Source organism: Streptomyces sp. NPDC006314 (assembly GCF_040613075.1).
GTDB lineage: Bacteria > Actinomycetota > Actinomycetes > Streptomycetales > Streptomycetaceae > Streptomyces.
Window position 1 is genome coordinate 19,704 of the sequence record NZ_JBEXRL010000001.1, and the last position, 22,177, is coordinate 41,880.

General features: G+C 70.1%; 17 protein-coding genes and 2 tRNA genes. 5 read left to right on the top strand and 14 right to left on the bottom strand.

The window, feature by feature from the left end:
- Positions 1-6: 6 nt before the first annotated feature.
- Positions 7-1,521, bottom strand: coding sequence for a folylpolyglutamate synthase/dihydrofolate synthase family protein (locus ABZ079_RS00080; protein WP_356937080.1), 1,515 nt, complete (start codon positions 1,519-1,521; stop codon positions 7-9).
- A gap of 169 nt (positions 1,522-1,690) precedes the next feature.
- Entirely contained in the window at positions 1,691-4,315 is a 2,625-nt protein-coding gene (locus ABZ079_RS00085; protein WP_356937081.1) for a valine--tRNA ligase, read from the bottom strand.
- Positions 4,316-4,452: 137 nt separating this feature from the next.
- On the opposite strand from ABZ079_RS00085, the gene ABZ079_RS00090 reads away from it, so the two are divergent.
- A complete protein-coding gene (locus ABZ079_RS00090) occupies positions 4,453-5,430 on the top strand; it encodes a hypothetical protein (RefSeq protein WP_356937082.1) in 978 nt (325 codons plus the stop codon).
- A 63-nt stretch (positions 5,431-5,493) separates the two neighbouring features.
- Here ABZ079_RS00090 and ABZ079_RS00095 read toward each other — a convergent pair whose 3' ends face one another.
- The 6 genes from ABZ079_RS00095 to ABZ079_RS00120 all read right to left on the bottom strand — a co-directional run bounded on the left by ABZ079_RS00095 (position 5,494) and on the right by ABZ079_RS00120 (position 10,784).
- Positions 5,494-5,757, bottom strand: a complete 264-nt coding sequence (locus ABZ079_RS00095) for a hypothetical protein (protein ID WP_356937083.1) — start codon at positions 5,755-5,757, stop codon at positions 5,494-5,496.
- Positions 5,758-5,970: 213 nt separating this feature from the next.
- Entirely contained in the window at positions 5,971-7,257 is a 1,287-nt protein-coding gene (gene clpX, locus ABZ079_RS00100; protein ID WP_014672712.1) for an ATP-dependent Clp protease ATP-binding subunit ClpX, read from the bottom strand.
- 168 nt (positions 7,258-7,425) lie between these two features.
- Positions 7,426-8,091 carry an ATP-dependent Clp protease proteolytic subunit gene (locus ABZ079_RS00105; RefSeq protein ID WP_356937084.1) on the bottom strand — a complete coding sequence of 222 codons (666 nt, stop codon included), beginning with the start codon at positions 8,089-8,091 and terminating at the stop codon, positions 7,426-7,428.
- Positions 8,092-8,160: 69 nt separating this feature from the next.
- Positions 8,161-8,766 (bottom strand): ATP-dependent Clp protease proteolytic subunit, encoded by a 606-nt coding sequence (locus tag ABZ079_RS00110; RefSeq protein WP_356937627.1) that lies wholly within the window; start codon positions 8,764-8,766, stop codon positions 8,161-8,163.
- Between the two features lie 385 nt (positions 8,767-9,151).
- Positions 9,152-10,528 (bottom strand): trigger factor, encoded by a 1,377-nt coding sequence (gene tig / locus ABZ079_RS00115; RefSeq protein WP_356937085.1) that lies wholly within the window; start codon positions 10,526-10,528, stop codon positions 9,152-9,154.
- A gap of 179 nt (positions 10,529-10,707) precedes the next feature.
- Positions 10,708-10,784 (bottom strand) — tRNA-Pro (locus ABZ079_RS00120).
- A gap of 164 nt (positions 10,785-10,948) precedes the next feature.
- Between ABZ079_RS00120 and ABZ079_RS00125 the strand changes: the two genes are divergently transcribed.
- Positions 10,949-11,019: transfer RNA gene (locus tag ABZ079_RS00125), tRNA-Gly, on the top strand.
- A 370-nt stretch (positions 11,020-11,389) separates the two neighbouring features.
- Here the strand turns inward: ABZ079_RS00125 and ABZ079_RS00130 are convergent.
- Together ABZ079_RS00130 and ABZ079_RS00135 are read right to left on the bottom strand one after the other, a co-directional pair.
- Positions 11,390-13,555, bottom strand: coding sequence for a serine/threonine-protein kinase (locus ABZ079_RS00130; RefSeq protein ID WP_356937086.1), 2,166 nt, complete (start codon positions 13,553-13,555; stop codon positions 11,390-11,392).
- 55 nt (positions 13,556-13,610) lie between these two features.
- Positions 13,611-13,805, bottom strand: a complete 195-nt coding sequence (locus tag ABZ079_RS00135; protein WP_356937087.1) for a hypothetical protein — start codon at positions 13,803-13,805, stop codon at positions 13,611-13,613.
- Between the two features lie 511 nt (positions 13,806-14,316).
- Between ABZ079_RS00135 and ABZ079_RS00140 the strand changes: the two genes are divergently transcribed.
- Positions 14,317-15,432 (top strand): acyltransferase family protein, encoded by a 1,116-nt coding sequence (locus tag ABZ079_RS00140; RefSeq protein ID WP_356937628.1) that lies wholly within the window; start codon positions 14,317-14,319, stop codon positions 15,430-15,432.
- On the opposite strand, the gene ABZ079_RS00145 is transcribed toward ABZ079_RS00140, so the two are convergent.
- Both ABZ079_RS00145 and ABZ079_RS00150 read right to left on the bottom strand, forming a co-directional pair.
- Positions 15,429-15,887 (bottom strand): HD domain-containing protein, encoded by a 459-nt coding sequence (locus ABZ079_RS00145; RefSeq protein WP_356937088.1) that lies wholly within the window; start codon positions 15,885-15,887, stop codon positions 15,429-15,431. The two genes, ABZ079_RS00140 and ABZ079_RS00145, sit on opposite strands and share 4 nt — an antisense overlap.
- A 168-nt stretch (positions 15,888-16,055) precedes the next feature.
- Positions 16,056-17,228, bottom strand: a complete 1,173-nt coding sequence (locus tag ABZ079_RS00150) for a PP2C family protein-serine/threonine phosphatase (protein ID WP_356937089.1) — start codon at positions 17,226-17,228, stop codon at positions 16,056-16,058.
- 187 nt (positions 17,229-17,415) lie between these two features.
- On the opposite strand from ABZ079_RS00150, the gene ABZ079_RS00155 reads away from it, so the two are divergent.
- Positions 17,416-18,657 (top strand): GNAT family N-acetyltransferase, encoded by a 1,242-nt coding sequence (locus ABZ079_RS00155; protein WP_356937090.1) that lies wholly within the window; start codon positions 17,416-17,418, stop codon positions 18,655-18,657.
- A gap of 60 nt (positions 18,658-18,717) precedes the next feature.
- On the opposite strand, the gene ABZ079_RS00160 is transcribed toward ABZ079_RS00155, so the two are convergent.
- Entirely contained in the window at positions 18,718-19,527 is an 810-nt protein-coding gene (locus ABZ079_RS00160; protein WP_356937091.1) for a DNA-formamidopyrimidine glycosylase family protein, read from the bottom strand.
- A gap of 34 nt (positions 19,528-19,561) precedes the next feature.
- A complete protein-coding gene (locus ABZ079_RS00165) occupies positions 19,562-20,050 on the bottom strand; it encodes a ribose-5-phosphate isomerase (RefSeq protein WP_356937092.1) in 489 nt (162 codons plus the stop codon).
- A gap of 214 nt (positions 20,051-20,264) precedes the next feature.
- On the opposite strand from ABZ079_RS00165, the gene ABZ079_RS00170 reads away from it, so the two are divergent.
- Positions 20,265-21,683, top strand: a complete 1,419-nt coding sequence (locus ABZ079_RS00170; RefSeq protein WP_356937093.1) for an amino acid permease — start codon at positions 20,265-20,267, stop codon at positions 21,681-21,683.
- The last annotated feature ends 494 nt before the right edge of the window (positions 21,684-22,177 follow it).

Below are 22,177 nucleotides of genomic sequence, written 5' to 3' on the forward strand. Positions count from 1 at the left end.
GAAACCTCAGCCCTTCCCCAGCAGCAGCCGGGCCTCGCCGACCGTGATGACGGAACCGGTGACCAGCACGCCACCGCCCGCGAACTCGCCCTCCTCCTCGGCCAGCGTGATCGCGGCCTCCAGGGCGTCGGGCAGTCGCGGTTCGACCTGCACCCGCTCCTCGCCGAACACCTCCACGGCGATCCCGGCCAGCTCGTCCACGTCCATGGCGCGGTGGCTGGAGTTCTGGGTGACGACGACCTCGGCGAAGATCGGCTCGAAGGCCTCCAGCAGCCCCCGCACGTTCTTGTCGCCGCTCGCACCGACGACACCGATCAGCCGGGTGAAGTCGAACGCCTCCCGCACGGCCTCCGCGGTGGCCGCGGCGCCCGCCGGGTTGTGCGCGGCGTCCAGCACGATCGTCGGGGAGCGCCGTACGACCTCCAGGCGGCCCGGCGAGGACACGGCCGCGAAGGCCTTGCGGACGGTGTCGATGTCCAGCGTCTGCGCGCGCTGCGCGCCGACGCCGAAGAACGCCTCGACGGCGGCGAGGGCGACGGCCGCGTTGTGCGCCTGGTGGGCGCCGTGCAGCGGGAGGTACACCTCGGGGTACTCGCCGCCGAGACCCCGCAGGGTGAGCAGCTGCCCGCCGACGGCGATCTGCCGGGCGACGACTCCGAACTCCAAACCCTCGCGGGCCACGGTCGCGTCCACCTCGACGGCCTTCTTCAGCAGCACCTGTGCCGCGTCCACCGGCTGCTGGGCCAGGATGACGGTCGCGTCCTGCTTGATGATGCCGCTCTTCTCGGCGGCGATCTCCGCGTGCGTCTCGCCGAGGCGGTCGGTGTGGTCCAGGTCGATCGGGGTGACCACGGCGACATCGCCGTCGATCACGTTGGTGGCGTCCCAGGAGCCGCCCATGCCGACCTCGACGACGGCGACGTCCACCGGGGCGTCCGCGAACGCCGCGTACGCCATGCCGGTGAGCACCTCGAAGAAGGACAGCCGGTACTCCTGCGAGGAGTCGACCATCTCCACGTACGCCTTGATGTCCTGGTACGTCTCGATGAACCGCTCGGCGGGGATCGGGGCGCCGTCCAGGCTGATCCGCTCGGTGATCGACTGCACATGGGGGCTGGTGTAGCGGCCGGTACGCAGCTCGAAGGCACCGAGGAGGGCCTCGATCATGCGGGCGGTGGAGGTCTTGCCGTTCGTGCCCGTGATGTGGATGGACGGGTACGACCGCTGCGGCTCGCCCAGTACGTCCATCAGCGCGGCGATCCTGCTGACCGAGGGCTCCAGCTTGGTCTCGCCCCAGCGGGTGGCCAGCTCCGTCTCCACCTCACGCAGGGCCTTGTCGACCTCCGGGTCCTCCGGGCGGGCCGGTACGTCGGCCTGCGGCCGGCCGCCCTGGGTGCGCAGGGTGCGGCTGCCGGCCTCGATCACCGCGAGGTCGGGGTCGCGGTCGGTCTCGGCCTCGATGATCTCCTCGAAGCTGTCGAGGGGGTCGGGCGTGTCACTGGTGCCGGGGTGGTCGCTCACGAGCCCAGTCTACGGAGCGGCGCGGTGGCCTGCGGCGCCGGTTGGGGGTGGCCGGTCATGTCGTCCGGCTGCGGGTGCGTCGTGGCTGTCACGCGGATCCCCGCGCCTCTGGAGCGCCGAAGGCCCCCGGGCCTCATGGGCACCGGGGGCTTCAGTCACGCACGGCGACTCACGCCGGCGGCAGCTTGTCCAGCTGGGACTGGATCCGCGCGATGTCCTCGTCCGCCTTGGCGAGGCGCGTGCGGATCTTGTCCACCACGTTCTCCGGGGCCTTCGCCAGGAACGCCTCGTTGCCGAGCTTGGCCGTGGCCTGGGCCTTCTCCTTCTCCGCGGCCGCGAGGTCCTTGGCGAGGCGCTTGCGCTCCGCCGCCACGTCGATCGTGCCGGAGAGGTCGAGGGCGACCTCGGCGCCGGCGATCGGCAGGGTGGCCGTGGCCGTGAAGGACTCGCCCTCCGGCTGCAGGCGCAACAGCTGGCGGATGGCCGCCTCGTGCGGAGCCAGCGTCGTACCGTCCAGGGTCAGGCGGGCCGGGACCCGCTGGCCCGGCTGCAGGCCCTGGTCGGCGCGGAAGCGGCGGACCTCGGTGATGACCGACTGGAGGGTCTCGATCTCCTGCTCGGCGGCCGCGTCACGGAAGCCGCTGTCCTTCGGCCAGTCGGCGATGACGAGCGACTCGCCGCCGGTGAGGGTGGTCCACAGGGTCTCCGTGACGAACGGGACCACCGGGTGCAGCAGCTTCAGCGTGACGTCCAGGACCTCGCCCAGGACCCGCTGGGAGACCTCGGTCGGCTCGCCGCCCGCCTGGAACGTCGTCTTGGACAGCTCGACGTACCAGTCGAACACCTCGTCCCACGCGAAGTGGAAGAGGGCGTCGGACAGCTTCGCGAACTGGAAGTCCTCGTAGTGGGCGTCGACTTCGGCGACCACCGAGTTCAGCCGGGACAGGATCCAGCGGTCCGTCGCCGACATCGCCGACGGCTCGGGCAGCGGGCCCTCGACCGTCGCGCCGTTCATCAGCGCGAAGCGGGTCGCGTTCCAGATCTTGTTGGCGAAGTTGCGGGAGCCCTGGACCCAGTCCTCGCCGATCGGGACGTCGACGCCCGGGTTGGCGCCGCGGGCGAGCGTGAAGCGCAGGGCGTCGGAGCCGTACTTGTCCATCCAGTCCAGCGGGTTGACCGCGTTGCCGAAGGACTTCGACATCTTCTTGCCGAACTGGTCGCGGACCATGCCGTGCAGGGCGATGGTGTGGAACGGCGGGGTGCCGTCCATCGCGTACAGGCCGAACATCATCATCCGGGCGACCCAGAAGAAGAGGATGTCGTAGCCGGTGACCAGGACGGAGTTCGGGTAGAACTTCGCGAGCGACTCGGTCTGTTCGGGCCAGCCGAGGGTGGAGAACGGCCACAGACCGGAGGAGAACCAGGTGTCGAGGACGTCGGTGTCCTGGTGCCAGCCCTCGCCGGCCGGCGGCTCCTCGTCGGGGCCGACGCAGACGACCTCGCCGTTCGGGCCGTACCACACCGGGATGCGGTGACCCCACCACAACTGCCGCGAGATGCACCAGTCGTGGAGGTTGTCGACCCAGTCGAAGTAGCGCTTCTCCATCTCCTGCGGGTGGATCTTGACCTTGCCCTCGCGGACGGCGTCACCGGCCGCCTTCGCCAGCGGGCCGACCTTGACCCACCACTGCATGGACAGGCGCGGCTCGATGGTGGTCTTGCAGCGCGAGCAGTGGCCGACGGAGTGGACGTAGGGCCGCTTCTCGGCGACGATCCGGCCCTCGGCGCGCAGCGCGGCGACGATGGCGGAGCGGGCCTCCAGCCGGTCCAGGCCCTGGAAGGGGCCGTGGGCCGTGATGACGGCGTGCTCGTCCATCACGGTGAGGGACGGCAGGTCGTGCCGCTGGCCGATCTCGAAGTCGTTCGGGTCGTGGGCCGGGGTGACCTTGACGGCGCCGGTGCCGAACTCGGGGTCGACGTGCGTGTCGGCGACGACCGGGATGGAGCGGTCGGTGAGCGGGAGCTTGACCAGCTTGCCGATGAGGTGCTTGTAGCGCTCGTCGTCGGGGTGGACGGCGACGGCGGTGTCGCCGAGCATCGTCTCCGCACGGGTGGTGGCGACGACGATGGTGTCGTCCCCGTCGCCGTACTTCATCGAGACCAGCTCGCCGTCGTCGTCCTGGTACTCGACCTCGATGTCCGAGATGGCCGTCAGACAGCGCGGGCACCAGTTGATGATGCGCTCGGCGCGGTAGATCAGCTCGTCGTCGTAGAGGCGCTTGAAGATGGTCTGGACGGCCTGGGAGAGGCCCTCGTCCATGGTGAAGCGCTCGCGGGACCAGGCGACGCCGTCACCGAGGCGGCGCATCTGGCCGCTGATCTGGCCGCCGGACTCGCCCTTCCACCGCCAGACGCGCTCGACGAACGCCTCACGGCCGAGGTCGTGGCGGGACTTGCCCTCCTTGGCCAGCTCGCGCTCGACCACGTTCTGCGTGGCGATACCGGCGTGGTCCATGCCGGGCTGCCACAGCGTCTCGTAGCCCTGCATGCGCTTACGGCGGGTCAGCGCGTCGATCAGGGTGTGCTCGAAGGCGTGCCCGAGGTGCAGGCTGCCGGTGACGTTCGGCGGCGGGATGACGATCGTGTACGGCGGCTTGTCGCTCTTCGCGTCCGCCTCGAAGTAACCCCGCTCCACCCAGCGCTCGTACAGCGGCCCCTCTACATCGGCCGGCGCGTACTGGGTCGGCAGTTCGGAGTCGGGCGCGGGTGGCTGCTGCTGAGCGTTCTCGGTCACGGGGGTCAGTTTAGAGGTGTCACGGGGTGGTCCCGAAACGCGTTTGTTCTGTAACGGTGCGGCCCCCGGTGCCGTGCGTTTCCCGGGCCTGGGCCAGGATGTCAGGAACACATAAGCACCTGGAGGGGAACGCAGGAATGAGCAACAACCAGCCGGGTCCGTACGGCGGCCCGCCCCAGCAGCCGGGTCCGTACGGCCAGCAGGGGCAGCCCGGTCCCTACGGCCAGGCGGGTCCCTACGGCCAGCAGCCGCAGGCTCCGCAGCCCGGCTACGGCTACCCCCAGCAGGCCCCTCCGGCACAGCCGGGGTACGGCTACCCCCAGCAGACCCCTCCGGCACAGCCGGGGTACGGCTACCCGCAGCAGCCCGGTCCCTACGGCGAGCAGCAGCCGAACCCCTACGGCCAGCAGTCCTACGGCGTGCCGCAGGCACCGCAGCCGGGTGGGGGAAAGAAGAAGACGGGACTGATCATCGGCGCGGTGGCCGTGGTGGCCGCCGTGGCGGTGGGCGCGTACTTCGTGCTCGGCGGGAGCAACGGCGGCGGTGTGGCGGACGACGGCCCGCACAAGCTGACGACCCCGGCGACGGTGCTGACGGAGTACAAGAAGAAGGACGGCGACAGCGACACGATGACGAGCAAGGATCTGAAGGACGCCGAGAAGTGGGGCGTGCACGATCCGAAGGACGTCAGCGCGCAGTACCAGTCCGGTGACGAGGACAACCCGCTGAGTAGGAAGATGATCCAGTTCGGCGGTGTGTACGGCACGATCGACGACCCCGAGAAGGCCGTCGACGCGATGTTCGCCTACATGAAGACCGAGTCCCAGAAGGACAGCGACAGCAAGGCCGCCCTCAAGGGTGAGCCGAAGGCGTACGAGCCCGCTGGCCTGGACGGCGCGATCCTCAAGTGCCAGCAGGCCACCGCTCCCACCGGCGCGAGCAGCGGCGGGCCGAAGGACGTGACGATGACCATCTGCGTCTGGGGTGACCACAGCACCCTCGGTCTGGTCATGCCGATGGACCTCGCCAGCCTCCTGGCGGGCAGGAGCAGTGACCCGGCCGCCGATGCCGAGCTGGCTGCCAAGTTCCGCGACGAGGTCCGCGTCAAGGCCTGAGGCCACGGAGAATCCCTGACACAGAAGGCGGCTCGGTGATACCGAGCCGTCTTCGTCGCGTGGTCAGGCTCGCATACACGCCTCCTGCGCAACCCCGGAACGCTCCACCCCGACCTTTGCCAGTCCCACGAGGCAGTACGGATTGGCCGTCTTCATGACGCCCGTGAAGAGTGCCGGGTTGCCACACGCCGCCTTCACCTTCGGGCCCGCGAAGTATCCGTGGTTGGCCACGTAGTTGGTGCAGGCGCTCTGCGTGGCGCTCGCCGGTGAGGCCACGAGGATCGGCAGGGCCCCTGCCGCCACCACCACACCGGCCACAGCAGCCATGCGCTTCGCCTTCTGGAAAGCCATTCGGGGTCCCCTCGTTTCGCACAGCCAGATGTTCGAAGACACATCCGACTCGGTCGTGTTCAGTCGATCATGAACACAGGGTGGGCTCCAGCCCCCGCCGGGACGATGGCGTGATCCGAACGTCGGTGGTCCGACACGCCGACGGGCAGGCACCCCTTGCAGGGTGCCTGCCCGTCGGCGCCGAGCTGCTCAGGCGGTCTTCTGCTCCCCGGAGCCCCGGCCGCGGGCGTCCCGCGGGATCAGGGTCGGGTTGACGTTGGAGAGGACCACGTCGGCGGTGATGACGACGCGGGCTACGTCCTTGCGGGACGGGACCTCGTACATCACGCCTTGGAGGACCTCCTCCATGATGGCGCGCAGGCCGCGGGCGCCGGTCTGGCGGAGGATGGCCTGGTCGGCGATGGCCTCCAGCGCCTCGCGCTCGAAGTCCAGCTCAACCCCGTCGAGTTCGAAGAGCCGCTGGTACTGCTTGACCAGGGCGTTGCGGGGCTCCACCAGGATCTTGAGCAGGGCCTCGCGGTCCAGGTTGTGGACCGAGGTGATGACGGGGAGGCGGCCGATGAACTCGGGGATCATGCCGAACTTGACCAGGTCCTCCGGCATGACGTCCTCGAAGACGTCCTTGGCCTCCAGCTCGCGCTTGGAGAGGATCGTCGCGCCGAAGCCGATGCCCTTGGCGCCGGCCCGGGCCTCGATGATCTTCTCCAGGCCCGCGAAGGCACCGCCCACGATGAACAGGACGTTCGTCGTGTCGATCTGGATGAACTCCTGGTGGGGGTGCTTGCGGCCGCCCTGGGGAGGGACCGAGGCCGTGGTGCCCTCGAGGATCTTCAGGAGCGCCTGCTGCACGCCCTCGCCGCTCACGTCCCTGGTGATCGACGGGTTCTCGCTCTTACGGGCCACCTTGTCGATCTCGTCGATGTAGATGATGCCCGTCTCGGCCTTCTTGACGTCGTAGTCCGCCGCCTGGATGAGCTTCAGGAGGATGTTCTCGACGTCCTCGCCGACGTAGCCCGCCTCGGTCAGCGCCGTCGCGTCGGCGATCGCGAAGGGGACGTTCAGCATGCGCGCCAGAGTCTGCGCGAGGAGGGTCTTGCCGGAGCCCGTGGGGCCCAGCAGGAGGATGTTGGACTTCGCCAGCTCGATGGCGTCGTCACGGCCGCTCGCGCCGCCGTTCTCGCCTGCCTGGACCCGCTTGTAGTGGTTGTACACCGCGACGGAAAGCGCCTTCTTGGCGGCTTCCTGGCCGACCACGTAGCCCTCGAGGAACTCGTAGATCTCGCGAGGCTTGGGCAGTTCCTCCCAGCGGACCTCGCTGGTCTCCGCGAGTTCTTCCTCGATGATCTCGTTGCAGAGATCGATGCACTCGTCGCAGATGTACACACCGGGCCCTGCGATGAGCTTCTTGACCTGCTTCTGGCTCTTGCCGCAGAACGAGCACTTGAGCAGATCGCCGCCGTCACCGATGCGTGCCACGGTGTGCTTCCCCTTCGCCTGGGAGACGCCTGGACACTGGGTCCAGTGGCTCCTGGTGCTGCCTTATGTCCGACGGTACCTTGCCGGGCCCTGTGTTCGGGCCCCCCTTGGCAGGGTTCACTTTGACGTGCATCACGCCAAGAGGGGCGGAAAGGATGCCCCTCCGGGTCAGCGGACCGCGGAGTTGTTCAGTTTGCGGGTGGAGATGATCTGGTCGACGAGGCCGTATGCCAGCGCGTCCTCGGCCGTGAGGATCTTGTCGCGCTCGATGTCCTCGCGGATCTTCTCGATCGGCTGGTTGGAGTGCTTCGCCAGCATGTTCTCCAGCTGCTCACGCATCCGGGTGAACTCGTTGGCGATGATCTCCAGGTCCGAGAGCTGCCCGCGGCCCGTGGAGCCGGCCGGCTGGTGGATCAGCACGCGGGAGTTCGGCAGCGCCATGCGCTTGCCCGGGGTGCCGGCGGCGAGCAGGATGGCCGCCGCGGACGCCGCCTGGCCCATGCACACCGTCTGGATGTCGGGCTTCACGAACTGCATGGTGTCGTAGATCGCCGTCAGGGCGGTCATGTCGCCACCGGGGCTGTTGATGTAGATCGAGATGTCCCGGTCCGGGTCCATCGACTCCAGGCACAGCAGCTGCGCCATGACGTCGTTGGCGGAGGCGTCGTCGATCTGGACACCCAGGAAGATCACGCGCTCCTCGAAGAGCTTCGCGTAGGGGTCGTACTCGCGGATGCCCTGGGAGGTGCGCTCGACGAAGCGCGGGATGACGTAGCGGCTCTCGGGGCTGGGGCCCTCGTACATGCCGCTGGCGGCGCCGGGGAAGTTGCTCATGGGGTGTTCACCGTCCTGGTGGCGTTCTGGGGGCTGGTGTCTCGGCGGTGCGTGGCGTGGCCGGGCCGGTCAGGCACCGGTGCCGCCGCCTCCCGGAACACCCGAGGCGTGCGTGATGATCTCGTCGATGAGACCGTACTCCTTGGCCTCTTCCGGGGTGAACCAGCGGTCGCGGTCGCCGTCGCGGACGATCGTCTCGACCGTCTGGCCGGAGTGCAGCGCGGTCAGCTCGGACATGCGCTTCTTGGTGCGCAGCAGGTACTCGGCCTGGATCTTGATGTCCGAGACCGTACCGCCGAGGCCCGCGGAGCCCTGGTGCATCATGATGTCGGCGTGGGGCAGCGCGAAGCGCTTGCCGGCCGCGCCGCCGGTGAGCAGGAACTGGCCCATCGAGGCGGCCATGCCCATGGCGATCGTGACCACGTCGTTCGGGATGTACTGCATGGTGTCGTAGATCGCCATGCCGGCCGTCACCGAGCCACCGGGGCTGTTGATGTAGAGGTAGATGTCCTTGGTCGGGTCGGCGGCAAGGAGCAGCAGCTGTGCAGTGATCTTGTTGGCGATGTCGTCGTCAACCTGCTGGCCGAGGAAGATGATCCGCTCGTTGAGCAGCCGGTTGTAGACCTGGTCGCCGAGGCCACCACCGATGGAAGGCTCGCCGGCGGCGGAGGGCATCAGATTCGTCACGTATCCACCTGCTCGTCTTACGACGGCGCCGGGCCGTCTCACGTCGTCCTGCCGGAGGCTGGGCGGGGGGTTTCAGGAGACTCCCCTGCCCCCGTATTCATGGACCCTAACGCTCAGGTCCCCTCGGGGAATCCCGGAGATGGGGGTGTTCGCCGGGGGCGTAGAGGCTCCGCCGGGGGCCGTGCGCTTCGTGGGGGGTGGTGCGGCTGCCTGCGCGGGCCGCGGATCCTGTGTGGCTGGTCACCCCCGCGGCGGAGCCGCCTGCCGACACAGCCCCCCGCCCCCTTGGGCCGGCCGCGGCCCGTGGTACGCCACGGGCCCCCGGGAGAACACTCCCGGGGGCCCGTGTACGTCGTCAGAGGCGCCGTAGGGCTCAGCCCTCGGTCTTCTCCTCGGCGGCGGGAGCCTCGGCCTCGGCGGCGGCCTCGGTCTCCTCCTCCTCGTCGTCCAGGTCGACGATCTCGCCGTTGGTGTCCTTCACCGTGGCGGCCTCGACCACGACGGCCAGGGCCTTGCCGCGGGCGACCTCGCCGACCAGCAGCGGCACCTGGCCGCCCTCGACGACGGCCTGGGCGAACTGGTCGGGGGACATGCCGGAGGAGGCCGCGCGCCGCATGAGGTGCTCGGTGAGCTCCTCCTGGTTGACGTTCAGCTGCTCCTTCTTGACCAGCTCATCGAGGACGAACTGGGTCTTGATGCCCTTGACCGCGGCCTCGCGGGTCTCGGTCTCGAACTCCTCGGCGGTCTTGCCCTGGATCTCCAGGTACTTGTCGAGGGTGAGGCCCATCTGGCCGAGCTGGTGGTGCTCCAGGTTGTGCTTGCGGGTGTTGATCTCGTCCTCGAGCAGCTTCTCGGGGACGGGGACCTCGACCAGCTCGAGGAGCTTCTCCAGGACGCGCTCCTGGGCCTGGGTGGCCTGGTCGAACTGCTTCATGTTGGCCAGGCGCTTGCGGCTGTCGGCCTTCAGCTCGTCCAGGGTGTCGAACTCGGAGGCGAGCTGTGCGAACTCGTCGTCCAGCTCGGGCAGTTCACGGGCGGCGACCTGGGTGACCTTGACGGTGACCTCGGCTTCCTTGCCCGCGGCGGAGCCGCCCTTCAGCTCGGAGGTGAAGGTGGCCTCCTCACCGGCGGACAGGCCCTTGACTGCGTCGTCGATGCCGTCCAGCAGCTCACCCGAGCCGATGGTGTAGGAGACGCCGTCGGCGACGCCGTCCTCGAGGACCTCGCCGTCGACCTTGGCCTGCAGGTCCACCGTGACGACGTCGCCGTCCTCGGCGGCACGCTCGACCGGGGAGGTGGAGGCGAAGCGCTCGCGCAGCTGCTCGACCGACTTCTCGACGTCCTCGTCGGTGACCTCGACGGCGTCGACCTCGACCTCGATACCGGAGTAGTCCGGGATCTCCAGGGCCGGGCGGATGTCGACCTCGGCGGTGAAGTTCAGCGTCTCGCCGTCCTTCAGCTCGGTGATGTCGACCTCGGGCTGACCCAGCGGGCTCAGCTCGGCCTCGTTGACCGCCTCGGTGTAGAACTTCGGCAGCGCGTCGTTGACGGCCTCCTCCAGCACCGCACCGCGGCCGAACCGCTGGTCGATCACACGGGCAGGGATCTTGCCCTTGCGGAAGCCCTTCACCGTGACCTGCTGGTTGATCTTCTTGTACGCCGCGTCGAGGCTGTCCTTGAGCTCCTCGAAGGGCACCTCGACAGTGAGCCGAACCCGAGTCGGGTTCAGGGTCTCCACGGCGCTCTTCACGGTTCGGTCTCCTTGTGGCTGACTTCTTGGTTTCTGCCGGAGCCAGACTGGTCCGGCGGATTTCGCCGCCCGGAGGAGTTCGTAGGCCGAGTGGGCCGGGACACACGGGCGCGCAGCTTGCATAGTAACCGCAGCCGGTCAGCGCCCCAAAAGGCGATCACCGCGACGTCACGAGCCGGTGGTCGGGGTGGCGGGATTTGAACCCACGGCCTTCCGCTCCCAAAGCGGACGCGCTACCAAGCTGCGCCACACCCCGTCTGGTGCGACACGTAGGGTACATGCCCCGGCCGGAAACGTCGGCCGCATTGACGGGAGCGGTCGGGCGTGGCATCCGCGCGTCGGGCGACACGTTGGCCTCGGCGGTGGGCGACCCGCTACGATGCCTCCAGTGCCGCGGTCACGGACCTGCGGCGCACTAGTGCGGGCGTAGCTCAATGGTAGAGCCCTAGTCTTCCAAACTAGCTACGCGGGTTCGATTCCCGTCGCCCGCTCTGTACGCCGAAGGCCCAGGTGAGAGATCTTTTTCCTCTCCCGGGCCTTCGGCCGTCCCCGGGGTCGTTCAGCCCTGCGTGTCCCCCGTGCCCCGTCGGGATGCGGCATCGCGTCACGTCACACGCCCGCCCGCCCGGCTACCGGTGTGAGGTCCAGGACGTGCTGACCCACTTGATCGCGCCGTCGGCGGCTGTCGTTTCCCGCTCCGCGGTCCATGCGGGATCGGTGCAGCGGTCCCGTACGGCCGCGTGACCGCCGACCAGGCCCGGCGGGCCCCCGCGGCGTCAGGTCGGCGTCAGGTCGGCGTCTCGCCGGGTCGGCCGGGATTCACCCGGTTTCCGCTTCGGCGGAGCCGGGCTCCCGGTGTGTTCAGAGGTCCTTGACGTCCACGGTGTAGACCGAGCGCGTGCCGTAGGGGACGTAGAGGGCGTCGCCGGACAGGACGGGGGGCGCGGGGGTGTCGGAGGAGCCGGTGGTGTCGCTGTCGTCACGGCCGGGGAGTGTGCCCGTGACCCGGCCGGTGCGCAGGTCCAGGGCGGCCAGCCGGCCGGTGGGCGAGGCCAGGTAGAGCCGGGTGGCGGAGGCGGTGGGCGGGCCGGGCTGTTCGACGGTGGAGTTGCTCTGCCACAGCTGCCGCCCGGTGTCCGGGTCGACCGCGCGGACGCTGCCGCTGCCGAGGGTGAGGTAGAGGGTGCCGCGGACCAGGTAGGCGCCCGTGGCGGCCTTCGGGACGGTCAGCCGTACGGTCGTCACGACGTGCGAGGAGAGGTCGATGAGGGTCAGGCCGCCCAGGTTCCCCAGGAACGGGTCGGGGCCCAGCACCAGGCGGCCCCGCGTCTGGCCGAGCAGGTACACCCCGCCCTTGACGGTCCGGGTCCAGCGGGCCTTACCGGTGGCCGGGTCGAGCTGGGCGACGGTGGTGTGGGCGGTGTCGCCGTCGTCGTCGGGGGTGTGGCACACCAGGTACGCCTGTCCGGCGGCGCCGCTCAGCAGGCAGTCGCCGTTGTCGCTCATGCCGTAGGGCAGCCGGTGGCGCCAGCGGACCCTGCCGCGCGCGGCGTCGAGGAGGGCGTAGGAGTCGGACGTGTCGCCGTAGGTGGTGATGACGCCCGCCGGGGTGGCGACGGCGCCGCTGGAGTCCGGCCCGACGCCGTTCACGTCGTCGGCGACGACCCTCTTCCAGACCGCCTTGCCGGTGGCCGTGTCCAGGGCCTGCACGGTGTAGCGGGTCCGGCTCTCCGGCTCCTCCTTGCCGGTCTTGATGTCGCGGTCGTCGGCGCCGAAGACGTATACACCGCCGGGGCGGGTGCCGATGATCGTGCCTCCGCCGCTGCTCGTGGTCTCGGCGGGTGTGGGGTCCATGGGCCGGGTCCAGGCGTTGCGGCCGTCGGCGAGGTCGAACCGGGCGGCCATGATGCCGTCGCCGGCGCACAGCAGTGACTGCCGCGAGGTGACGCAGCGGTTGAAGGGGCCGCTCGGGCCGATGGCGTTCGGGTTCTCGGCCATGGGGTCCTCGGCCTGCCGGTGCCAGCTGTGCCAGCCGGCCGGCAGGGCGTGCGGGGCGGTACCGCCGTCGCGGGCGAGGACGCTGGTCGTGGCGGCCACGGCGGCCAGTACGGCGGTGGCGGCCACGGCGGCCGGCCACCACCGGCGCCGGCGCGGCGGTTCGGGCCGGGTCACCGGTCCGGCCGCGTCCGTTTCGGGTACCGGGTCCCGGTCGGGCAGCCGGCCGTCGCGGAGCAGGCGCAGCAGTTCGTCGGGGGTGGGCCGGGACTTGGGGTGCTTCTCCAGGCAGAGGCGGACGCAGGGGAGCAGCTCGTCCGGGACGTCGTCGAGGTCGGCGCGTCCCTCGACGACGCGTGTCGCCGTCTCCCAGGGGCTCGCGCTGTCGAAGGGGCCGCGCCTGGTGGCGGCGTACACGAGGACGGCGCCGAGGGAGAAGATGTCGGTGGCCGGGCCGACCTCGTGCGGGGAGGCGAACTGCTCGGGGGACATGAAGGGCGGGGTGCCCATCACCCGGCCGGTCTGGGTCAGGGCGTCCATGGCGGCGGACTCGGCGGCGCGGGAGATGCCGAAGTCGATGACCCGGGGCCCGTCCTCGGCGAGCATGACGTTGGCCGGTTTCAGGTCCCGGTGGACCACTCCGGCGCGGTGGATGTCGCGCAGGGCCTCGGCGAGGCCGGCGGCGAGTTCGCGCAGCCGGTCCGGCGGGAGCGGGCCGTGGCGGCGGACGTGGGTGCCGAGGTCCTCGGCGGGGATGTAGAGGGTGGCCATCCAGGGGCGCGGCGCGTCGGCGTCCGCGTCCACCACAGGGGCCGTGAACGCGCCGCTGACCTGGCGGGCGGCGGCCACCTCGCGGCGGAACCGGGTGCGGAACTCGTCGTCGTCGGCGTACTGGCCGTGGACGACCTTGACGGCGAGCCGGCGGCCGGACGCGGAGCGGGCGAGGTAGACCACGCCCATGCCGCCGCTGCCGAGGCGGTCCTCGATCCGGTAGCCGCCGACCTCCGCCGGGTCCGAGTCGCGCAGCGCCATGCCCTTACATCCCCCGTTGTTCCAGCTGTCGAGACTCCGCCGCTCCCCCGCCGGGTCAGAACCTGATCGAGTTGATGGACTCCGCTATGGAGTTCAGGAACCGGGTGATGGACGGCGCCATGCCGGTCGAGGCGAGGAAGAAACCGAAGAGGATCGCGACGATCGCGGGGCCGGCCTTGATGTTCCCCCCTCGGATCAGCACCACCAGGATGATCGCCAACAGAAGCACCACGGACAGTGAAATGGCCAAACTGATCACACCCTCGGTCGGTCCGCCCTGCCGGCCCGGAGGTACGGCCCGCGCACCCCCGCCAGAACCATCGTGCCACCAACCAGGCTCCTGTATGCGGCCCGTGACACAACGTCGGGCGGGCGCCCGCGTGTGCGACCCCTCGCACAGGAATACGGTGAGGCTCCGGACACTGAATCCGCACGAATTCACGGAACTCCATTTCAATATCCACGCATCACAGGGACCGGCGATTCGAAGTACATAACACAGAGGCGTCGCATGCCCGAATTAGTCTGGATTAATCGGTACATCCTGGATGAACGGACGACACCTGTGTGCCCATCATCACGTCGACAGCGAGGGCAAGTTCGGTGAATTACGGGGTACACGAGCGCGCTAACCAGAAATAGCAGCGCGGGTTTTACGAAATCCCACAGCCGACGCTAGGGTGCCTGAGATGTTCGACGCCGTCCCGTCCCCCGGCCACAACCACAGGCCGCTCCCCCCGGCACAGCCGCTGGTGCGTGGAGTGCCCGGTCCGCGTACCCCGACGAGTGCGCAGGAGAGGCAGCCACCGGCCGACAGACCGGGCAGACGGCGCGACGCGTTCTTCGACAACGCCAAGTACCTGGCGATCGTGTTGGTGGCGCTGGGACACTCCTGGTCGGCGATCAAGAGCGACAACCGGGTCCTCGAAGGCCTGTACAACGTCGTGTACACCTTCCACATGCCGGCGTTCATCGTCATCTCCGGCTACTTCTCCCGCAGTTTCGACATGCGCCCGGACCGGCTGAAGCGGCTGATCACAGGCATCGCGGTCCCGTATCTGCTGTTCCAGATCGCCTATTCGCTGTTCAGGCGCTACGCGGGCCAGGCCACCGACCCGATCAGCCTCGTCTCTCCCTACTACCTGACGTGGTTCCTGTGCGCGCTGTTCATCTGGCGTCTGACCACGCCGGTGTGGAAGCTGGTGCGCTGGCCGCTGCCTCTCGCGCTCGGGATCGCCATGGTCGCCTCGGTCTCCCGGGGGATCGATGACAATCTGGACCTCGGCCGCGTCCTGCAGTTCCTGCCCTGCTTCGTCCTCGGACTGCTGCTGAAGCCCGAGCACTTCGCGCTGATACGCCGACGGCGGGTGCGGGTCCTGTCCGTACCGGTGTTCGCCGCGGCGCTGGCCGTCGGCTGGTGGACCGTACCGCGCATCGACGGCGGGTGGTTCTACCGCCAGTACTCCGCGCAGGACGTCGGCGCGCCCTGGTGGACCGGGCCGTTCATGACGCTGGCCATGTTCGGCTGCTCGCTGCTGCTGACCGCCTGCTTCCTCGCCTGGGTGCCGGGCCGCCGGACGTGGTTCACCGCGCTCGGCGCGGGAACGCTGTACGGCTATCTGCTCCACGGCTTCGTCGTCAAGAGCTGTTACTACGCGGGCGGGTTCGACCTCGCCCAGCGGCACGGGGCCCTCGGTGCGGCCGCCGTCACCGTCCTCGCGGCCGCCGCCGTCACGCTGCTGTGCACCAAGCCGGTGCAGCGCGTCTTCCGCTTCGCGATGGAGCCGAAGATGGAGTGGGCGTTCAAGCAGGACGCGGCCGAACTGGCCCGGGAGCGCCAGAAGACGGAACTGGAGCGCGAGAAGGTCAGCGCCTAGCCGCGCAGGTCCAGGCCGAGGAGTGCGCGCATCCGGGCGTACTTCTCGGTCAGTCGTCCTCGGGTCGCCTCGGGCAGGACGGCCAGCCGCCCCGGGTCGGCGTTGTGCGCCAGATCGGAGGCCTTCACCAGCAGCGCGCCCGGGGTGTCGAGGATCCGGCGGGCGTACTCCCCGGGTTCCTCCCCCGGCCGCTTGGTGAGGGCGTCCACGATGGCCTTGGCGCGCGGGGCCAGGGCGGCCGCGGCCAGCCACTCCCGGGTGAGCGCGTCGTCCTCGATCGCGTCGTGCAGCCAGGCCGCCGCGATCTGCTCCGGGTCGCCGCCGCGGGCCCGGACGCCCTCGGCGACGGCCGCGAGATGTTCGGCGTACGGCCGTCCCGCCTTGTCGGTCTGGCCCTCGTGGGCTGCGCGCGCGACGGCCTCGACCTCGGCCAGGGTGAGTGGTGTCTCGGTCACCCCTTCAGTGTCCCCTGCCGCAGGGCGGCCCGGGCCGGGACCCGGGAGGGCCGGGCGCTGTACGGGTCCTGGGCCGGCGGGGACGGCGGGGTGCAAGAGGTGCAAGAGGTGCAAGGGGTGTGCTCCTGCGGTTCCGTGGGCAGTAGCACCTCGCACGGGCCGGCCGGCTCAGCGGCCGTTCGCCGATGTCTCACGGCAGATGAGGAGGAGGGCACGGTCGTCGTTGACGTCCTTCGCGACCGCCTCGATGAGGTGCCAGGCCGCACCGTGGAAGCCGCCGGCGACATAGCGGTCGGCCTCGCCGGTGAGGCGGTCGATGCCCTCGACGATGTCGCGGTCGGAGGTTTCCACCAATCCGTCCGTGAACAGCATCAACACGTCACCCGGTCGCAGCGAGCCCTTCACCGGGTCGAACTGGGCGCCGTCGTACACACCGAGCAGCGGCCCCTCGGCGGCCTTCTCCTCCCAGCGTCCGCTGCCGGCGCTGAGCTGGAGCCCCGGCGGATGTCCGGCGGAGTACAGCTCGTAGTCCCCGGAGTCGAGGTCCAGGACCAGGTGGATGGAGGTGGCGAAGCCCTCCTCCCAGTCCTGGCGGAGCAGATAGCCGTTCGCGGCCGGGAGGAAGGCGTGCGGGGGCAGGGAGCCGAGGAGACCGCCGAAGGCACCGGACAGCAGCAGGGCGCGCGAGCCCGCGTCCATGCCCTTGCCCGACACGTCCGTCAGCACGACCTCCAACGTGCGGCCGCCGTTCGTGCGGGCCGCGACGACGAAGTCGCCGGAGAAGGACTGTCCGCCGGCCGGGCGCAGTGCCATCTCGTGGTGCCAGCCCTGCGGCAGCTTCGGCAGCTTGCTCTGCACCCGGATCCGCTCGCGCAGGTCGAAGAGCATGGTGCCGCCGCGCCGCCAGGGCACACCGACCCGGCTGCGGAACTGCGCGGTCAGCAGCCCGAAGAAGCCGCACGCGGCCACCACCAGGACCACACCGGGCGTGACCCGCGACGGCCCCTCGGTGTACGGGCCGAGCCGCACCGACTCCACGATCAGCGCGGTGGCCGCCGCCGCGTACAGGCCGAGCAGGCTCGCCGGGCGTAGCAGCAGGCCCCCCGCGACGATCGGCAGCACCAGGGTGGCCGGGGAGCACCACACCGAGTCGGCGAGGGTCATGGCCGCGAGGACGGGTATGGCCAGCAGCAGTCCGGCGAACGCGATCCAGTCCGAGCCGTCGCCGCGGAAGTAGTCCACGGCGCTTCTGCGCAGGCCGATGCGGGCCCGGTGCCACTGCTTCCTCCACCGGGCCGTGAACGTCTCGGCCTTCGCGCGCCGCCCTCGTCCTGCTGCCATTAGTCCGGGACCCTATCCATCGGACCGGCCGCTTGGCACGGGAGGTTCCACTTGTCCCCCGCGCGAGGCTGCGCTGCCCGCTCGTCTTTCTCGTTCGTCCTCACAGTGAACGGCACGCGAGGCCATCACGCCGCCGCCCGGGAGAAATTCGCTGGCTCGTCCCGCAATGCCCTGATAGGCATGGCTCATGGGGACTGACCACGCGACCGAGTTGAAGACGCTGCGCCCGGAGGAGTTCGACCGGTGGTGGGACCACCTGGCCCGTGCGTTCGGCGGCGGGCCGGCCTCCCGCGAAGAGCGCGAACTGGATGAATCCCTCACCGAGTTCGACCGTTCCCTGGCCGTCTGGGACGAGGACACGATCGTCGGTACGTCCGGGGCCTTCAGTTTCCGGATGACCGTGCCGGGCGGGGCGGTGGTGCCCACCGCCGGCGTGACCATGGTCAGCGTGGCCGCGACGCACCGGCGGCGCGGAGTGCTGACGTCGATGATGCGGCGGCTGCTGGACGACGCGCACGCCAAGGGCGAGCCGCTGGCGGCGCTGTTCGCCTCCGAGCCCGCGATCTACGGCCGCTTCGGATACGGCACGGCGACCTTCCAGATCAACGCCGAGATCGACACCGGCCGGGTCACCCTGGCACTGCCCGCGGGCACCGACGAGGTGCGCGTGCGCTACGCACCGCCCGGCGACGTCCTGAAGGAGTGCGAGGCCGTGTACGCGGCCCTGGTGCCCCTCCGTCCCGGCATGCTGGCCCGGCAGCCCGGCTGGGAGCGGGCCGGCCTGCTCGACCCGGAGAGCGACCGGGGCGGGGCGTCGGCGCTGCAGTGCGTGGTCGCCGAACGGGACGGCGAGGTCACCGGGTACGCGCGCTTCCGCACCAAGATGGGCTGGGGGCCGAGCGGGCACGACGGCACGGTGACCCTTGAGAACCTGGCCGCCCTCGATCCGGCGACCGAGGGCGCGCTGTGGCGTTTCCTGTTCGGCATCGACCTGATGACGACGCTGACGGTGCGGGGTCGTCCGGTCGACGACGCCTGGCAGCACCTGGTCTCCGACATCCGCCGCTGCGGGTCGCGGACGCGGGACGCCGGATACGTCCGTCTCGTGGACGTGGGTACGGCCCTGTCGGCGCGCACCTATCTGGCGCCGGTGGACGTCGTGTTCGAGGTCGAGGACGCTTTCTGCCCCCGGAACGCGGGGCGTTGGCGGCTGACCGGTGATGCCGAGGGCGCGTCCTGTGAGCGCACCTCCGATGCGGCCGATCTCGCCCTGTCCGTCAGGGAGTTGGGCGCGGCCTACCTCGGCGGAGTGACCCTGCTGTCGCTGGCGGCGGCCGGGCGGGTACGGGAGCTGCGGCCCGGAGCCCTGACGGAGGCGTCGGTGGCGTTCGGCTCACCGGTCGCGCCCTGGCTGCCGCACGGCTTCTAGGTCACCGTTTCCGCCAGGCCACCATGCCCGCCGGCCAGGTCACCATGCCTGCCGGCCAGGTCACCGTGTTTGGCAGGTGGGGCACCAGAAGAGGTTGCGGGCGGCGAGGCCGGCGGTGCGGATCTCGTCGCCGCAGATGTGGCAGGGCCGGGTGGCGCGGCGGTAGACGTACACCTCGCCGCCGTGGTCGTCCACGCGGGGCGGGCGGCCCATCGCCTCCGGGGTGTGCTCGGGCCGTACGGTGTCGATCCGGTTGTTCCGGACCCCCTCGCGCATCAGCTCGGCCAGGTCGGCCCAGAGGGCGTCCCACTCGGCCGGGGTGATGTCCCGGCCGGCGCGGTACGGGTCGATGCCGTGCCGGAAGAGGACCTCGGCGCGGTAGACGTTCCCGACGCCGGCCACGATCTTCTGGTCCATGAGCAGCGCGGCGATCGTCGTACGGCTGCGGGAGATCCTCCGGTAGGCCACGCTCGGGTCGGCGTCCTCGCGGAGCGGATCGGGGCCGAGCCGGTCGTGTATCGCGTGCTTCTCGGCGTCCGTGATCAGGGCGCAGGTGGTGGGGCCGCGCAGGTCGACGTACGAGGTGTCGTTGGCGAGCCGGAGCCGGACGGTGTCGGTCGGTGGCGGCGCGGGGGCGTCACCGAAGCCGACCTTGCCGAAGAGGCCGAGGTGGATATGGACCCAGTCGGCGTCCCGGAACCGCAGGAAGAGGTGCTTGCCGTGGGCCTCGGTGGCCGTGAGCACGGCACCGTTCAGCAGGTCCGCGGCGTCGGAGAACTTGCCCTGGGGGCTGGTGACGCGGGGAGCCGTGCCGGAGAAACGGGCGGCGTAGTCGTGCGCCAGCCGGTGAATCGTGTGCCCCTCTGGCACGGCTTCCCGTTCCTTCCAGCCCCCGGGGGGAGCCTCAGTCCTGCTGGGGGTGGTGGGCCGGGATCGGGGGCAGGTCGCCGGTCGTCTCGTACGCCGACAGCATGTCGATGCGGCGGATGTGGCGCTCGTCACCCGAGAACGGGGTGTTGAGGAAGACCTCGACGAACTTGGTCGCCTCCTCCGTGCCGTGCATGCGCGCACCCACGGCCACCACGTTGGCGTTGTTGTGCTGACGGCCGAGCGCCGCCGTCTCCTCGCTCCAGGCGAGGGCCGCCCGCACGCCCTTCACCTTGTTCGCGGCGATCTGCTCGCCGTTGCCGGAGCCGCCGATCACGACACCCAGGGCGTCCGGGTCCGCGGCCGCCCGCTCCGCGGCGCGGAGGCAGAAGGGCGGGTAGTCGTCCTGGGCGTCGTACAGGTGCGGCCCGCAGTCGACGGGCTCGTGGCCGGCGGCCTTGAGCCACTCGACGAGGTGGTTCTTGAGTTCGTAGCCCGCATGGTCGGAGCCGAGATACACGCGCATGCAACGAGTGTGACACGCCTGTTTCAGGGCGGCAGCCCCGGGTGCCGGCGCGGAGACGGTCCCGAAATGTGTGAGTCAGGCCATAGATCCTCAAGGAAACCTCAAGTAACGATCCGGATTCAGAGGTTCCCGAATTCGTTCGCCTCGGATTCACTGGACCGACTCGTACACCGCTCGTACGGGCAGCTCCACCTGGCGCAAAGGAAATCCGTCCATGACCCCTGGTTCGGGCCTCCAAGCAGGACTGAAAAACCGCCATCTGACGATGATCGCGATCGGTGGCGTCATCGGAGCCGGCCTCTTCGTCGGCTCCAGTTCCGGTATCGCCACCGCGGGACCGGGCATTCTTCTGTCGTACGCCCTCGTCGGCACGCTCGTCGTGCTGGTGATGCGCATGCTGGGCGAGATGTCGGCCGCGAACCCGACCTCCGGTTCGTTCTCCGCGCACGCCGACCGGGCCCTCGGCCGCTGGGCCGGCTTCTCCATCGGCTGGCTGTACTGGTTCTTCTGGGTCGTCGTGCTCGCCGTCGAGGCGACCGCCGGCGCCAAGATCCTCGAAGGCTGGGTGCCGGCCGTCCCGCAGTGGGGCTGGGCACTGATCGTGATGGTCGTCCTGACCGCGACCAACCTCGTCTCCGTCGGCTCCTACGGCGAGTTCGAGTTCTGGTTCGCCGGGATCAAGGTCGTGGCCATCGGCGCGTTCATCGTCATCGGCCTGCTCGCCGTGTTCGGTGTGCTGCCAGGCGTCGACGCCGACAAGGCGAGCTTCGGCAACCTGACCGGCCACGGCGGTTTCCTGCCACACGGTCCGGGCGCCGTCCTCACCGGTGTGCTGCTGGTCGTCTTCTCCTTCATGGGCAGCGAGATCGCCACCCTGGCGGCCGGCGAGTCGGAGGACCCGCAGCGCGCGGTCACCAAGTCCACCAACAGCATCATCTGGCGGATCGGCGTCTTCTACCTGGGCTCGATCCTCGTCGTGGTCTCGCTGCTGCCGTGGAACGACCCGTCCATCAAGAAGGACGGCTCCTACGTCGCCGCCCTGGACTCCCTCGGCATCGCACACGCCGGTCAGATCATGAACTTCATCGTGCTGACCTCGGTGCTGTCGTGTCTGAACTCCGGCCTGTACACGGCCTCCCGGATGGCCTTCTCGCTCGGTGAGCGGGGTGACGCGCCGAAGGCGTTCGCACGGGTCAACAGCCGGGGCGTGCCGCTGGCCGCGATCCTCGCGTCGGTCGTGTTCGGTTTCGTCGCCGTCTTCTTCAACTACCTGTCCCCGGACAAGATCTTCCTCTTCCTCGTCAACTCCTCCGGCGCGGTCGCCCTGTTCGTGTGGCTGGTCATCTGCTTCTCGCAGCTGCGGATGCGGAAGATCATCCAGCGGGAGGCGCCGGAGAAGCTCGTCGTGAAGATGTGGCTGTACCCGTACCTGACCTGGGCGACGGCCGCGCTGATCGTGTTCGTCCTCGGCTACATGCTGACCGACACGGAGCACGACGGCCGCGAGACCGTGCTGCTGTCGCTCATGGTCGCGGCGATCGTGCTGGTGATCGCCGGGGTCAAGCAGCGGCTCGCCGCGAACCGCCCGGCCCCCGCGGCCGAGGCTGAGGCCGACAAGGTGTCCGTCGGCTGATCCGGTCCCGGACCGACATGGCCGCATGACCTGACGGAAGGTGTCAGGTCGTGCGGCCATGCTGCGTTCCATGACGTACCCGGACCGACGGGCGGGTGGTGGACCCGGCGGCCGCGCCGCGGGCGTACGAGGCCTGGAGGCGGACCGTGCCGGACGGGCTGACTCGTCCTTCGCCGCCGTGCCGTACCCGGACCTGACCGCCCTGCCGCCGCGGCTGCGCGGCACCCGGGCCGTCTCGACCCGGATCGCCCACACGGGCGCGGACGGCGCGGACCTCCTCGTCGCCCCGCTGCGGGAGATCGGCCCGGTGCTGGGGGACTCGCCGCGCGTGATGCCGTACGCCGAGAGCCACGCCATCCACAGCGACCAGGTCAATCACCTCGGCGGGGCGCCGGCCCGGCCGGCGCCGAACGCGGTGCCGTACCGCGAGGGACGGTTGCTGATGCGGCTGTCGAGCGTCGGGGCGCGGGCCGTGCTGGACCCGGCGCTCGCAT

Coding starts and splice junctions, on each gene's coding strand:
- ABZ079_RS00110 (WP_356937627.1), bottom strand. CDS start 8,766: ATGCCCTCCGCCGCCGGCGAGCCTTCCATCGGTGGTGGCCTCGGCGAC.
- ABZ079_RS00170 (WP_356937093.1), top strand. CDS start 20,265: ATGACCCCTGGTTCGGGCCTCCAAGCAGGACTGAAAAACCGCCATCTG.
- ABZ079_RS00150 (WP_356937089.1), bottom strand. CDS start 17,228: ATGGCAGCAGGACGAGGGCGGCGCGCGAAGGCCGAGACGTTCACGGCC.
- ABZ079_RS00105 (WP_356937084.1), bottom strand. CDS start 8,091: ATGAGCAACTTCCCCGGCGCCGCCAGCGGCATGTACGAGGGCCCCAGC.
- ABZ079_RS00130 (WP_356937086.1), bottom strand. CDS start 13,555: ATGGCGCTGCGCGACTCGGACCCGGCGGAGGTCGGCGGCTACCGGATC.
- ABZ079_RS00155 (WP_356937090.1), top strand. CDS start 17,416: ATGGGGACTGACCACGCGACCGAGTTGAAGACGCTGCGCCCGGAGGAG.
- ABZ079_RS00165 (WP_356937092.1), bottom strand. CDS start 20,050: ATGCGCGTGTATCTCGGCTCCGACCATGCGGGCTACGAACTCAAGAAC.
- ABZ079_RS00090 (WP_356937082.1), top strand. CDS start 4,453: ATGAGCAACAACCAGCCGGGTCCGTACGGCGGCCCGCCCCAGCAGCCG.
- ABZ079_RS00095 (WP_356937083.1), bottom strand. CDS start 5,757: ATGGCTGCTGTGGCCGGTGTGGTGGTGGCGGCAGGGGCCCTGCCGATC.